14 protein-coding genes and 1 riboswitch are annotated in these 12817 nt (G+C 63.8%); of the genes, 7 read left to right on the plus strand and 7 right to left on the minus strand.

Features of this window, described 5'->3' with window-relative positions; all coding sequences use genetic code 11:
• Positions 1-25: 25 nt before the first annotated feature.
• Positions 26-961, minus strand: coding sequence for a glycosyltransferase family 2 protein (locus tag NKJ78_RS20090; RefSeq protein ID WP_023673297.1), 936 nt, complete (start codon positions 959-961; stop codon positions 26-28).
• A 248-nt stretch (positions 962-1209) separates the two neighbouring features.
• Here NKJ78_RS20090 and NKJ78_RS20095 point away from each other — a divergent pair, with 248 nt between their 5' ends.
• Positions 1210-1530 carry a DUF1330 domain-containing protein gene (locus NKJ78_RS20095; RefSeq protein ID WP_023826245.1) on the plus strand — a complete coding sequence of 107 codons (321 nt, stop codon included), beginning with the start codon at positions 1210-1212 and terminating at the stop codon, positions 1528-1530.
• 7 nt (positions 1531-1537) lie between these two features.
• Here the strand turns inward: NKJ78_RS20095 and metW are convergent, their stop codons facing one another.
• Together metW and metX are read right to left on the minus strand one after the other, a co-directional pair.
• Entirely contained in the window at positions 1538-2152 is a 615-nt protein-coding gene (metW, locus tag NKJ78_RS20100; RefSeq protein ID WP_023685353.1) for a methionine biosynthesis protein MetW, read from the minus strand.
• Positions 2149-3318: a homoserine O-acetyltransferase MetX gene (gene metX / locus NKJ78_RS20105; RefSeq protein ID WP_023685352.1), complete on the minus strand. Its 1170-nt coding sequence runs from the start codon at positions 3316-3318 to the stop codon at positions 2149-2151. The genes metW and metX overlap by 4 nt, the downstream gene beginning before the upstream one ends.
• Positions 3319-3378: 60 nt before the next feature.
• A riboswitch (SAM riboswitch) is annotated at positions 3379-3456 on the minus strand.
• Between the two features lie 126 nt (positions 3457-3582).
• On the opposite strand from metX, the gene hisC reads away from it, so the two are divergent.
• Positions 3583-4692, plus strand: a complete 1110-nt coding sequence (gene hisC / locus NKJ78_RS20110) for a histidinol-phosphate transaminase (RefSeq protein WP_023726966.1) — start codon at positions 3583-3585, stop codon at positions 4690-4692.
• 4 nt (positions 4693-4696) lie between these two features.
• Positions 4697-5632 (plus strand): prephenate/arogenate dehydrogenase family protein, encoded by a 936-nt coding sequence (locus NKJ78_RS20115; RefSeq protein ID WP_023685350.1) that lies wholly within the window; start codon positions 4697-4699, stop codon positions 5630-5632.
• A 7-nt stretch (positions 5633-5639) separates the two neighbouring features.
• Here NKJ78_RS20115 and NKJ78_RS20120 read toward each other — a convergent pair whose 3' ends face one another.
• Positions 5640-6563, minus strand: coding sequence for a sugar kinase (locus NKJ78_RS20120; protein WP_023685349.1), 924 nt, complete (start codon positions 6561-6563; stop codon positions 5640-5642).
• Between the two features lie 124 nt (positions 6564-6687).
• Entirely contained in the window at positions 6688-7686 is a 999-nt protein-coding gene (locus NKJ78_RS20125) for a DUF2125 domain-containing protein (protein WP_352459744.1), read from the minus strand.
• A 124-nt stretch (positions 7687-7810) separates the two neighbouring features.
• On the opposite strand from NKJ78_RS20125, the gene NKJ78_RS20130 reads away from it, so the two are divergent.
• From NKJ78_RS20130 to NKJ78_RS20140, 3 genes are all read left to right on the plus strand, one after another.
• Positions 7811-8344: a gamma-glutamylcyclotransferase gene (locus NKJ78_RS20130; RefSeq protein ID WP_023673305.1), complete on the plus strand. Its 534-nt coding sequence runs from the start codon at positions 7811-7813 to the stop codon at positions 8342-8344.
• Between the two features lie 164 nt (positions 8345-8508).
• A complete protein-coding gene (locus tag NKJ78_RS20135; RefSeq protein ID WP_023685347.1) occupies positions 8509-9456 on the plus strand; it encodes an aldo/keto reductase in 948 nt (315 codons plus the stop codon).
• Positions 9457-9539: 83 nt separating this feature from the next.
• Positions 9540-10166 carry a LysE family translocator gene (locus tag NKJ78_RS20140; RefSeq protein ID WP_023704324.1) on the plus strand — a complete coding sequence of 209 codons (627 nt, stop codon included), beginning with the start codon at positions 9540-9542 and terminating at the stop codon, positions 10164-10166.
• A gap of 69 nt (positions 10167-10235) precedes the next feature.
• On the opposite strand, the gene NKJ78_RS20145 is transcribed toward NKJ78_RS20140, so the two are convergent.
• A complete protein-coding gene (locus NKJ78_RS20145; RefSeq protein ID WP_352459745.1) occupies positions 10236-11045 on the minus strand; it encodes a lysophospholipid acyltransferase family protein in 810 nt (269 codons plus the stop codon).
• Positions 11046-11160: 115 nt separating this feature from the next.
• Complete coding sequence (locus NKJ78_RS20150; RefSeq protein WP_352459746.1) at positions 11161-12066, minus strand: LysR family transcriptional regulator; 906 nt, start codon at positions 12064-12066, stop codon at positions 11161-11163.
• A gap of 114 nt (positions 12067-12180) precedes the next feature.
• On the opposite strand from NKJ78_RS20150, the gene NKJ78_RS20155 reads away from it, so the two are divergent.
• Entirely contained in the window at positions 12181-12813 is a 633-nt protein-coding gene (locus NKJ78_RS20155; RefSeq protein ID WP_352459747.1) for a pyridoxamine 5'-phosphate oxidase family protein, read from the plus strand.
• The last annotated feature ends 4 nt before the right edge of the window (positions 12814-12817 follow it).

The following is a 12817-nucleotide window of genomic DNA, read 5'->3' on the forward strand; positions in this document are numbered from 1 at the left end:
CCGCTGCGCGGCTTGTCGGCAAACTTCAGGCCGGCCGTGCACCGTATTTGTCGCGAAATTCGGCATAGAGATCGCGGCGCCAGCGCCGGCCGCCGACATAGCCACGCAACAGCTGCGGCAGCGAATAGCCAAGCGCCTTCGACGACCGGTTGGCCATATAGCCGGAGAACGCCTGCGAAACCCTGCCCTTGAGTGCATCGGCGATGAGCTGCCGGGCGATCATGTAAGGCGGAATGTAGGGGTAGCGGTCGGCGATATAGGGGTGCTTGTCGATCAAGCTCGCATAGGCTTCGACATAGCCGTCCCGGCGACCGGAGATCGAATTCTCCGAGTTGTACTTTTTCCAGTCGATCACTTCGGACAGCTGCGCGCCGCTGCGACGGGCAAAGCGCAGCAACAATTCGCGATCCTGCATGCGCGTGACGTCACTGTCGTAGCCGCCGATGGCCAGCAGCGACTCGCGCCGGGCGGTGATTGCCGACCCGGCAATGAAGATGGTCTGCGCGACAAGGGCCCGCTCCAGCGAGTCGCGGCTCAGCAGCGCTTCGCGGTTGACGCAGTTGGTGCGGCGATTGCCCTTCAGCGACACGAAGGAACTGATCAGCACTTCGAGCGAGGGATTGTTGTCGAACTGCTCCAGCGTCCGCGCCAGGCGATCCGGCAAATAGACGTCGTCGGAATCGAGGAATGTCACCACCGGCGCCTGCGCCCGCTCGATGCCGGCATTGCGGGCGGCATTGGCGCCGCGCCATTTCGAGCCAACATAGATCAGCCGTGGATCGCGGATTTCGGCAAGTGCGGCTGCCGTACCGTCGGTCGAGCCGTCATCGACGACAATGTGTTCGAACCGGGGAAAATTCTGCGCCAGCACGCTCTCCACGGCGCGCACCACCTTGCTGCGGCGATTGTGCGTCGGTGTGATCACCGAGATCAGCGGAGCGAGGTCGGTTGCCTTGGACATGTTGCTTCGATTGTGCCCCGAAATGCCTGGAGGCCGGAGGTTTTGATGGTCGCCGTCCAAGCCTTACCCCGGGATGGCATTCGATTCGACGCTACAAAAAACCAGCGGCAATGTCATCACAAACTGTTGAGCCAGGACGCCGGTAAGCCGGCCGATTACCCCAGACGTAATCGACCGATGGCCATCATGTCTGCAGATTGCGCCAACGAAGCCGGTCGTCGGGCTTCGATCTCACAGGGAGTTCAGCCATGGCCGCCTACGCCGTCGCCCATATGCGTCAAGTCACAATGGGCCCGCAGATTGTCGAGTATCTGCAGAGGATCGACGCCACATTGGAGCCGTTCGGCGGCCGCTTCCTTGTCCACGGCGGCGACATGGACGTGGTCGAAAACGAATGGCCCGGGCATCTGATCGTCATCGAGTTTCCGGACAGGGCGCATGCGTGGGGCTGGTACGATTCATCAGCCTATCGGGAGATTCTGGTCTTGCGCACCGACAACTCCCACGCCGATGTGATCATCGCCGATGGCGTTCAGCACCCGCACAAGGCGACGGACGTGCTGGAATAGGGGCAAACTACCGCTTCAGCAAGAACACCGCTTGCTGGCCGAAGAAATTCCAGAACCACCATGGCATCGACAGGCCGATCTTCTGGCCGTTGCCGTCGAGCGCGGTGGCTTTCTCGACCGAAGCGCCGAGTTCCTCGACCAGATTGACGAAGTCGCGGATGGTGCAGAAATGGATGTTGGGCGTGTCGTACCAGGAATAGGGCAGGTCCGCGGTCACCGGCATCCGGCCCTTGACGAACAGCGACAGCCGCACCCGCCAGTGGCCGAAATTGGGGAAGGAGACGATGGCGCGGTTGCCGATTCGTAGCAGCTCGTCGAGCACCAGCTTCGGGTTGCGGGTCGCCTGCAGCGTCTGAGACAGGACGACGAAGTCAAAACCCTTGTCTGGATAGAATTCGAGGTCGGTATCGGCATCGCCCTGGATGACCGAGAGACCGCGCGCCACGCATTCATTGACGCCGCGCTGTGACAGCTCCAGCCCGCGGCCGTCGACCTGCTTGGTCTCCTGCAGGAGTTCGAGCAGCAGGCCGTCGCCGGAGCCGACATCGAGCACCCGCGACTGCGGCGGTATCAGGTTGGCCACGACTTCGAGGTCGACGCGCTGGCTGCCATTGACGCTCATGAGGCGAGCCCCCTTGCGCGGGCCGCCGAGCCGATGAAGCCCTTGATGGCGGCAAACAGTTCGGGTTCATCGAGCAGGAAGGCATCATGGCCGCGGTCGGTGTCGATCTCGACGAAGGAGACGGAGGCGCCGGCGGCGTTGAGCGCATGCACGATCGAGCGGCTCTCCTCGGTCGGGAACAGCCAGTCCGAGGTGAAGGACACCAGGCAGAAGCGGGTCTTGGTCCCGGCAAAGGCATCTGCCAACCGGCCGCCATGGTCGGCGGCGAGGTCGAAATAATCCATCGAACGGGTCATGTAGAGGTAGGAGTTGGCGTCGAAGCGGTCGACGAATGTCATGCCCTGGTGGCGCAGATAGCTTTCGATCTGGAAATCTGCGTCGAAACCGAAGGTCAGCGCTTCGCGGTCCTGCAGATTGCGGCCGAATTTCCGATGCAGGGCGGCTTCCGACAGATAGGTGATGTGGGCGGCCATGCGCGCCACGGCGAGCCCCTTTTCCGGGCGCTTGCCGTGCTCGAAATATTTGCCGCCATGCCAGTCCGGATCGGCCATGACGGCCTGCCGGCCGACCTCGTGGAAGGCGATGTTCTGCGAGGAATGGCGTGCGCCTGTGGCGATCGGCAGGGCCGAGAAGACGCGCTCGGAATAGCACGATGCCCATTCCAGCACCTGCATGCCGCCCATCGAGCCGCCGAGCACGCAAAACAGCTTTTCGATGCCGAAATGGTCGACCAGCATCAGTTGCGCCCGCACCATGTCGCGGATGGTGATGATTGGCAGGTCGAGGCCGTAGGGCTTGCCGGTGGCGGGATTGGTCGAGGCCGGACCCGTGGAGCCGAGGCAGCCGCCGATGACGTTGGAGCAAATGACGAAGAAGCGGTTGGTGTCGATGATCTTGCCGGGACCGATCAGCACTTCCCACCAGCCGGGCTTGCCGGTCACCGGATTGGTGCTGGCGACATGCTGGTCGCCGGTCAGCGCGTGGCAGACCAGGATGGCGTTGGTGCGGGCATCGTTGAGGGCGCCATATGTCTGGTAGGCGATCTGGAACGGCGACAAAAGCGTGCCGGCGTCGAGCTTCAGCGGCTTGTCAGGGCCAAAACGCAACACAGGGCTCGACGGGTTGTCGGCCTCGTTGTTGGTTTTTGTAGCGCGGAGCGCGGCCATGTGACTCTCCTTGCCCGCCGTCAGGCAATAAAAAACCGGCAGTGCGATCGCAAAGCCGGTTACGTCACGCAAACGGCCCTTTAGCGAGTTGTTTAACGTGGCTGCAAGCCGACCGGCCAAATCACCACGGAACTGTTGCGTTCTTCTAGAACTCGTGCGGCCCGGCGTCAACGGCCAGCTATTGCCCGCCTCTCGACATTCGCGGCTACGGCTTGTATTTCCGCTGCGGCCTCCGGACGGAGGCATTCTCGATGGATTTGCGACATGGACAAGACAGCGGACAAGGCACGGCCGACGCCCCGCGCGGGCATTATGGACATCGACGCCTATGTGCCGGGCAAGAGCACGGCACCGGCCGGCGTCGCCAAGGTCCATAAATTGTCGTCGAACGAGAACCCGCTCGGCCCGTCGCCGAAGGCGATCGAGGCCGCGCGCGAAGTGGCTGGCAAGCTCGATGTCTATCCCGACGGCACCGCCCGCCGGCTGCGCGAGGCGATCGCCGAGGTGCATGGCCTCAACCCGGCAAACATCATCTGCTCCAACGGTTCCGACGAGATTTTGGGCCTGCTGGCGCAGACCTATCTGGCGCCAGGCGATGAGGCGATTTTTACCGAACATGCCTTCATGGTCTACAAGATCTACATTCAGTCGGCGGGGGCCAAGCCGGTTGCTGTGAAGGAAACCGAGGAGCGCGCCGACGTCGACGCGATCCTGGCCGCGGTGACGCCGCGGACCAAAATCATCTTCCTCGCCAATCCCAACAATCCGACCGGCACCTATCTGCCGTTCCAGGAGGTCCGCCGCCTGCATTCCACGCTCCCGGGCAACGTGCTTCTGGTGCTCGACGCGGCCTATGCCGAATATGTCAGGCGCAATGACTACGAGGCCGGCATCGAGCTGGCGGGCAGCGCACAGAATGTGGTCATGACCCGCACCTTCTCCAAGCTCGGCCTTGGCGGCGCGCGCATCGGCTGGATGTATGGCCCACTGCACATCGTCGATGCCATCAACCGTATCCGCGGCCCTTTCAACGTTAACGCAACAGCGATCGAGGCCGGCATTGCCGCCATCCGCGACCGCGCCCATGTCGAGCGCAGTTCGTTGCACAACGAGACCTGGCTTACCTGGCTGAATGAAGAGCTGACGAAGCTTGGGCTCAGGGTGACGCCCAGCGTCGGCAATTTCGTCCTCATCCACTTTCCCGACGACAAGAAGCATTCGGCTGAGGCGGCGGACGACTACCTCACCCAGCGCGGCTATATATTGCGGCGCGTTACCGGCTATGGCTTTCCCAATGCGCTGCGCATGAGCGTCGGCACCGAAGAAGCCAATCGCGGCGTTATCGACGCCCTCACGACGTTCCTGAAAAGCTGAAACAATGACATCACCGATGTTTGAAAAGATCGCGCTGGTCGGCATCGGCCTGATCGGCTCGTCGCTGGCCCGCGTTATCCGCCGCGAGGGCCTGGCCCGCCATGTCGCCATCGCGACGCGCAGCCCGGCCACGCTGGCGCGGGCGAAGGAGCTCGGTCTTGGCGAGAGCTACACCACCGGCGCCAGGGAAGCGGTCCGCGACGCCGACCTGATCATCGTCTCGGTGCCTGTGGGATCGTCGGGCGAGGTGGCGCAAGAGATCGCGCCGGGGCTGAAAAAGGGCGCCATCCTCACCGATGTCGGTTCGACCAAGGCCTCCGTCATTGCGCAAATGCAGCCCTATGTACCGGACGGCGTGCACTTTATTCCGGGGCACCCGCTGGCAGGTACGGAGAAATCGGGCCCGGATGCGGGTTTCGCCGACCTGTTCGAAAACCGCTGGTGCATCTTCACGCCGCTGCCGGGAACCGATCCGGCCGCGCTGGAAAAGCTGTCGGAATTCTGGCGGCGCTGCGGCTCCAACATCGACTCGATGGACCCGCAGCATCATGACATGACGCTGGCCATCGTTTCGCATCTTCCGCACATCATTGCCTACAACATCGTCGGCACGGCCGACGATCTGGAATCGGTGACCAAGTCGGAAGTGATCAAATATTCGGCTTCCGGTTTCCGCGACTTCACCCGTCTGGCCGCCTCCGACCCGACCATGTGGCGCGACGTGTGCCTGCACAACAAGGATGCCATCCTGGAAATGCTGGCGCGCTTTTCGGAGGACCTCGCCTCGCTGCAGCGGGCGATCCGCTGGGGCGACGGCGACAAGCTGTTCGACCTGTTCACCCGCACCCGGGCCGTTCGCCGTTCGATCATCGAGGCCGGCCAGGATATCGACGTGCCGGATTTCGGCCGGCAGGCGGTCGAGCACCCGGTGAAAAGTTAAATCTGTTTCAGACGGGCCAGGTCGCCGCGACCATGGCCATTGTCTCGGCCCGGTCCGGCGCGCCCAGCCGGCCGCCGAAGCGCTGGCATTTGAGCGCGGCCGCCGCGCTGGCAAAGCGCAACGCGTGCTCGACCGACATGGCCTCAGCAAGTCCAACGGCAAAGGCGCCGTGGAAAACGTCGCCGGCGGCCAGCGTGTCGACCGCCTTGACCTTCGGCGCCGCGATGTGGCGCACGCATCCGGCGGACCGGTCATGCCACCAGCTTCCCGAGGCGCCGCCGGTCACCGCCACGAAGGCGTCTGTGCGGCTGGCGAGGTCGGCGCAGGCGGTTTCGGGATCCAGCGCGTGGCCGCAGACAATGCGTGCAGCCGTCTCCGAAGCGACGATGTGCGACGCCAGCGGCAACAGATGCTCCAGCACCTCCAGCGGCGCCGTGTCGGCGTCGAGGATTGCCGGGCAACCGGCGTCGCGCGCGGCGGTCAAGGCAAGAGCGGCGGCGCCCGGCCAGCGCACATCGACCAGCACGGCATCGAAGCCGGAAAGATCGGCGACAGGCACCGCCTCGGGGTCGGCCTGCGCCTTTGGGTCGTAGAAGGGCACGATGATGCGCTCGCCATGAGCGTCGACCAGGATCGCGGCCAGCGCCGAGCGGGCGCCTTCGACGCGGCGGACAAAGCCGCAATCGACGCCCTCGGCCTCGATGCCGGCCAGCAATTGGTCGCCGACGGCATCGTCACCTGCACTTGCCCACAGGAACACCTCGGCGCCGAGACGGCGGGCGGCGCAGGCAGCACTTGTCGCCATGCCCGAGGCGATCTGGATGCCGTCCGAGGCGATGAACTTGCCCTGATGCGTGGGCAGGGTTTCGACGCGCAGGATGGTATCCAGCGTCAGCGCGCCAACGCTCAGCAGTTTCACCGGTCGGTTCATGCGTCGGCTTGCTCGAGCATGATCTCTCCCCAAAAGCCGTTCCCGCTCTTTGCGATCATGCTCTATCTCTTTGTTTTAACGGAATTCCGGACGGAAAACCGCTCACACTTTTCTTGGAATTGCTCTAATCGAGCGGCTTGATCTTGCCCAGCGGAATGAAGCCGAGCGAGACCTTGCCCTTCACCACCTTGAGCGGCATCGACGGTTCGTTGCCGAGCAGCGCCAGACCGGAAAAGCCTTGCTCGATCTGGCTCTTCTGCTCGGGGATTGCGGTGGCGAGGATTGCCGCCACGGCTTTGGGATCCTGCAGCTTGATCGTCAGGTCGGCATTGACCAGGCCGTTGGCGTCGACCGACACCGGGCCGGAGACGGTGATGCGCGCGGTTCCCGACGACAGATCGAGCTTGTGGATGTCGGCCGCCTGGCCGCGCAGGCTCCTGGCCTGCGTCTTCATCAGCGCGACGCCGTTCTTCAGCGTCGCGTCGCCGCTGCCGTCGAGCGGCGGCAGCACGCGCCCGCCGATCGCGTCGGCGTCGATCTCAAGATCGGTGAAGCTGCCGACGTAGCCGATGTCCTGGCCGTCGGGCCGCAACTCGCCCGCCGCGGTTCCGGCGCTGAACAGTGAAACCGGATCAGTGTCGTCGGCCGGATCCGTCTGGCCGGACAAGCTCTCCGCCTGCAGCGAAATGCTCCGGGGCAGGGGCCAGGAGAGCTTGGCATTGGCCTGCAGATTGTCCCAGTCGATCCATAGCGGCGCCATCCCCGGCACCGAGGTGCGCAGCGGCCCACGCAACTCGGCGGCAGGCGACAAAGGCCGGATGAGCTCTGCAACGAAGTTGAAGCTGCCTGCCGAGGCGGCAACGTTCCTGGCGTCGTCCTCGTAAGCCAGATTGTCACAGGAGATGGCAAAACTCAGGGGGTAGCCGCTGACGGTGAGGTTGGCGCAGCCGGCCTCGATGCCTTTGTCCTTGAGCGAGGCCACCGCCTTGTCGGCTTCGCTGCTGACGCGACCGGCGACATAGAACCAGACCGCGCTGTAGACGCCGAACAACATAACGACCAAGGCAGCGAGCCACATCAGCCGGCGGCGAAACTTCGACGGACGCTCGTCACTTGACGTCATGCTGCGGCTTTCATTAACGCGGGCGTGTTGCGGGTGGACTGTGGCTTACGCAACAAGCAAAAAGAACAGAAGAGCACCGATTCCGATGCGGCGGCGTCACTCTCGTGCAATCAGGCTTGGCGATATGGGCGATTTTTGGGTTTTTGGCTACGGCTCGCTGATCTGGCGACCGGGATTCGCCCATGTCGAGACACGGCGCGCGCGGCTTTACGGCTACCGCCGGTCGCTGTGCGTCTATTCCTTCGTGCATCGCGGCACGCGCCAGCGGCCGGGCCTGGTGCTAGGCCTCGACCGTGGCGGCTCCTGCATCGGGCTGGCCTTTCGCGTGCCCGGCGAGCTGCGCGATGAGGTGCTGACCTATCTGCGCGAGCGCGAATTGGTGACCAGCGTCTACCTCGAGCGTGTGCTCGATATCAGCCTCGACGGGAATGGGGCGGCCGCGGGAGAGAGAGTGAAAGCGGTCGCCTATATCGTCGACCGCCAGCATGAGCAGTATGCCGGCGGGCTCGACCCCGCGCATGCGGCAGGTGTTATCCGTGGCGCCGTCGGCCAGTCCGGAAACAACGAGGACTATGTGCTCAACACGCTGCAGCATCTCGCGGCGCTGGGTATCAGCGACCACTGGCTGGAAGAGGTGGCGAAGCGGATCGCCTCGTGAGCCAGTAGACCACGGCGAGCCTGCAGGCGAAGCGCTCGCGCCTTTGTGAAGCGCTGGCCCGCTGGAAAAATTGGCTGAGGCCTTTGACCTCGGCGCGGCGAGACCTAGCTTAGCTGCGGCCCGAAGCATTCGGGTCGCCCGCCGCCAGCCCACGGAGCCCCGTCTTGCAAAAACGCCGTCTCGGTCAAACCGACCTTTCCATCGCGCCGCTGGTCCTGGGCGGCAATGTCTTCGGCTGGACCGCGGACGAGAAGACCTCCTTCGACCTGCTCGACCGGTTCGGCGGCGCCGGCCTCAACGCTATCGATACGGCCGATGCCTATTCGCGCTGGGTGCCCGGCCACGCGGGCGGCGAGTCCGAGACCATCATCGGCAAATGGATGAAAAGCCGCGGCAACCGTGACAAGATCATCGTCATCACCAAAGTCGGCTCGGATATGGGACAAGGCAAGAAGGATCTGTCCGCTGCCCATATCGAAAGGGCAGTCGAGGCGTCGCTCAAGCGACTGCAGACCGACGTGATCGACCTTTATCTCTCGCATTGGCCGGACCCGACAACCCCTTATGAGGAGACGCTCGGCGCCTACCAGAAGCTGCTCGCTGCCGGCAAGGTCCGCCATATCGGCGCCTCGAATCTTGACGCCGGCCAGCTGCGCGCCGCGCTCGATGTTGCCAGCCTGCGCGGGCTGCCGCGCTACAGCGTGCTGCAGCCGGAATACAATCTCTACGACCGCTCATCCTTCGACGGGCCGCTGCATGATGTGTGCGTGGCCGAGGATATCGGCGTCATCACCTATTTCAGTCTCGCCAAGGGGTTTTTGAGCGGCAAATACCGTAGCGAGGCCGATCTCGGCAAAAGTGAACGCGGCGGCGGCGTGAAGGCTTATCTCAATGCGCGCGGCATGCGCATTCTGGCCGCACTCGACACTGTGGCGGCGCGCCATTCGGCCAAGCAGGCGGAAGTAGCACTCGCCTGGGTGATGGCGCAGCCCGGCATCACTGCGCCGATCGCCAGCGCCACGACGCTGGACCAGGTCGACAGCCTGGTGCGCGCCGCATCGCTGAAGCTCAGCGCGGAGGATCTCGTGGCGCTGGACAAGGCCAGCGCCTAGCCGCGCAGGTTCGGCACGATCGTTCAAGACGACGGCTGTCCGCCTTGCCACACTGTTCTCCATTATTGTGGAGAAGAGGCAGCATGGCCGCAGACATTCTTTCGCAGGCGCAGCCCTGGCAGCAATTGCTGGCGCTGGTGCTGGCGGCAACCGTTGTCATGGGCAGTCCTGGCCCGGCGACGATCAGCGTCACGGCGATAGGGGCCGCCTTCGGCCTGCGCAATTCGCTTCACTACACATCGGGGATCATTTTAGGCACGGTCGCGGTGCTGCTGGTCGTGGCCACCGGCATCAAGGCTATCCTCACCTCGATGCCGGGCGTAGCGCCAGTGCTGGCGGTCGCTTCCGCCGCCTATATTCTCTACCTCGCCTACAGAATAGCGACAGCGCCGCCGCTGGCCGCGCGTGACAGCAGCGCGGTTCTGCCGACCTTCCTCGGCGGCTTCCTGCTCGCCGTTGCCAACCCGAAAGCCTATGTGGCGATTGCTGCGGTCCTTGCTGGCTCCGCGACCGCAGCCGGCGCCGATGCTCTCGGCATCCCGGCCAGGCTGGCGGTTCTCACCCTGATGATCGTAGCCATCCATGTGCTGTGGCTGCTGGCCGGCGCGGCCTTCGCCCGCACCCTGCGCCAGCCGCTGACGTCGCGGATCATCAATCTGGCCTTCGCGGCGACGCTGGTGCTGACCACGGCGCTGGCGGCGTGGCCTTGAGCCGGCCCGCAGAAGAGATCAAGCTTTGGTCTTTTTTGTTTTGGCGCGATTCATGACGGAAAAAACCGCTCACACTTTTCCTGGAATTGCTTTGGCGGCCGCGGCGAGTTCGGCCAGCCGCTTGACCGCCGTCGGCGGCATTTGCGGCGGGTTAGGAGCCTGCGATGCCTCGATCAGCAGCTGGTCGCAGGCGGCTTCCGTATCGCCGATCAGCCGGTCCATGAATTCGTCCTTGCCGAGCCCGGGCGGAATCGGCGGCAGGAAGCGGGCCTTGATGGTGCCGGGAAAGCGCAAGAATTTGCGGCGAGGCCAATAGAGGCCGGCGACATGGGCGACCGGTACCACCGGGACGCCAAGCTGCGTATAGAGCTCGACAATGCCGTATTTGTAAGCCGGCTCGTCGCCTGGCGCTCGGCGCGTGCCTTCGGGGTAGATAATCAGCTGGCGCGGATCGCGCCCCATCTCCTGCTTTGTCGATGCAACGACCTGCTTCAACGCCTTGGAGCGGCTGCCGCGGTGAACCGGGATCATCCGCATCTTCAGGATGTACCAGCCGAAGAAGGGGATCCAGGTCAGCTCTCGCTTCAGGATATAAAGCGGATCGTGGAGGAAGGGAAAGAAAGCGATCGCGTCCCAAAACGACTGGTGTTTCGGCGCCAGGATGAAAGAGCCCTCCGGCAGGTTCTCGACGCCGGTGATGTCGCTCCTGGTGCCGGCGATCTTGTCGTAGAGCCACAGGCTGGTGCGCGACCAGAATTTCGGCACGAACCAGGCGCGATGGCGTGGCGAGAGGAAGTAGTAAGGGGTCCAGAGGACCATCTGGACGATCAGATTGACATAGAAGACGAAGTTGAACGCCAGCGAGCGGATATAGAGCATGCGGGGAAGGGCCCGTTGAGGAGGTGTGCGTTGGTTACACCAAGCGCGGGCAAAAAGGAAACGCCGCAATGGCCTGACATAGGCCGGCTCGCCACTGACTCAGGCCAGTCTCAACTCACCACGTCGCCTGCAATAGCCGCTGCTTCAGCGGCGGAGCGGCGAAATCGAGGAACGCCCTTAGTTTCACCGCCAGCAGGCCTTGGCTGGCATGGACGAGGCTCACCGGCCACGGCTGCGGCTCGAAGGGTCGCAAGACCGGGACGAGCACGCCGGAACGTACTGCGTCCGCGATCTGGTAGGAGAGCACCCGCGTCATCCCGGCGCCTGCAATCGCGGCATCGATTGCAGCTTCCGCCGTGTTGACGCGCAGCCGTGAGTGGATCGGCACGATCAGTTCGCCCTTGTCGCCGGCAAAGCTCCAGCTGGCGAGCGCTGCAGGCCCTTCGAAACTGATGCATTCATGCGCGGCCAGATCGTCCGGCGTCCGCGGCATGCCATGCGCGGCGATATAGGCGGGGCTGGCGCACACGACGCGACGGATCGCGCCGACGCGGATGGCAATGAGGCTCGAAGGCGCAAGCTCGCCGATGCGGATGGCAAGGTCGAGATGTTCCTCCGCCAGTTGGGTTATCCGGTCAGCCAGCGTCAGGCGAATGTTGACTTGAGGATAAGCCGCCAGGAATTCGGTGACGACAGGCAGCACGTGCAGGCGACCAAAGACGACCGGCGCGGTGATGAACAGGTCGCCGGTCGGCGTGCTGTATTCGCCGGCAGCGGTGCGTTCGGCTTCGCCGACCTCGCCGAGGATGCGGCGGCAGGCGGCGAGATAGGCCTGGCCGGCATCGGTCAGCGTGAGCTGACGGGTCGAACGGTTCAGCAGGCGCGCCTGAAGGTGCTTTTCGAGGTCGGAAACCTTGCGGCTGACCGTTGCCAGTGGAATGCCGAAATGGCGGCCGGCAGCGGAAAGGCTGCCCGCTTCCACCGCGGCGACGAACAGCGACATGGCTTCGAGACGATCCATACTTTCTTCCGGAAATTGGAAGGATAGCTTGCAACTATGCCATCTACATCCAAAACATGGAAGGATCTACCTCTTCGCGTACAATGGCCGTGTTTCGGCCTCGCGGAGGCTTCCCTGAATGCTCATACTTTCACCAGCGATGTCGCCTTCACGCCGACGGTCAAGGCGATCCAGACCCGCAAAGGTTCGCGCAAGGGCTATGCCAGCGCCGAGGAGCGCGGCGGATGGCGCGCCCATATGACGCCCGACCTCGCCGACTTCATCGCGGCGCAGACCAGCGTCTTCCTGTCGACGGCAAATGGCGAGGGTCAGCCCTACATCCAGCATCGAGGCGGGCCAGCCGGCTTCCTCAAGGTGCTGGACGAGAAGACCATCGGCTTTGCCGATTTCTCCGGGAACAGGCAGTTCATCACGCAGGGGAATCTCGCCGACAACAACCAGGCATTCCTGTTCCTGATCGACTATGCGCATCGCCGGCGCGTCAAGATCTGGGGCACGGCGCGCGTCGTCGAGGACGATGCCGAGCTTCTGGCAAGGCTGATGCCGCAGGACTACAAGGCGCGCCCCGAGCAGGTCATCCTGTTCACCGTCTCGGCCTGGGATGCCAATTGCCCGCAACACATTCCGCAGCGATTCGAGGCCGCCGATGTCGCGGCCGCACTCGCCGAACGCGACAAGCGGATTGAAAGCCTCGAACAGGAGATTGCGCGGTTGCGTGGCGCGGAAGACGGCACGGCCAAGGGGTAATCGA

It is taken from the genome of Mesorhizobium sp. M0037 (assembly GCF_040323635.1).
Lineage (GTDB): Bacteria > Pseudomonadota > Alphaproteobacteria > Rhizobiales > Rhizobiaceae > Mesorhizobium.

Excerpts from the sequence above, each read along its gene's own strand:
- NKJ78_RS20090 (WP_023673297.1), bottom strand. The coding sequence starts at position 961 with ATGTCCAAGGCAACCGACCTCGCTCCGCTGATCTCGGTGATCACACCG.
- NKJ78_RS20095 (WP_023826245.1), top strand. The coding sequence starts at position 1,210 with ATGGCCGCCTACGCCGTCGCCCATATGCGTCAAGTCACAATGGGCCCG.
- metW (WP_023685353.1), bottom strand. The coding sequence starts at position 2,152 with ATGAGCGTCAATGGCAGCCAGCGCGTCGACCTCGAAGTCGTGGCCAAC.
- metX (WP_023685352.1), bottom strand. The coding sequence starts at position 3,318 with ATGGCCGCGCTCCGCGCTACAAAAACCAACAACGAGGCCGACAACCCG.
- hisC (WP_023726966.1), top strand. The coding sequence starts at position 3,583 with ATGGACAAGACAGCGGACAAGGCACGGCCGACGCCCCGCGCGGGCATT.
- NKJ78_RS20115 (WP_023685350.1), top strand. The coding sequence starts at position 4,697 with ATGACATCACCGATGTTTGAAAAGATCGCGCTGGTCGGCATCGGCCTG.
- NKJ78_RS20120 (WP_023685349.1), bottom strand. The coding sequence starts at position 6,563 with ATGAACCGACCGGTGAAACTGCTGAGCGTTGGCGCGCTGACGCTGGAT.
- NKJ78_RS20125 (WP_352459744.1), bottom strand. The coding sequence starts at position 7,686 with ATGACGTCAAGTGACGAGCGTCCGTCGAAGTTTCGCCGCCGGCTGATG.
- NKJ78_RS20130 (WP_023673305.1), top strand. The coding sequence starts at position 7,811 with ATGGGCGATTTTTGGGTTTTTGGCTACGGCTCGCTGATCTGGCGACCG.
- NKJ78_RS20140 (WP_023704324.1), top strand. The coding sequence starts at position 9,540 with ATGGCCGCAGACATTCTTTCGCAGGCGCAGCCCTGGCAGCAATTGCTG.
- NKJ78_RS20145 (WP_352459745.1), bottom strand. The coding sequence starts at position 11,045 with ATGCTCTATATCCGCTCGCTGGCGTTCAACTTCGTCTTCTATGTCAAT.
- NKJ78_RS20150 (WP_352459746.1), bottom strand. The coding sequence starts at position 12,066 with ATGGATCGTCTCGAAGCCATGTCGCTGTTCGTCGCCGCGGTGGAAGCG.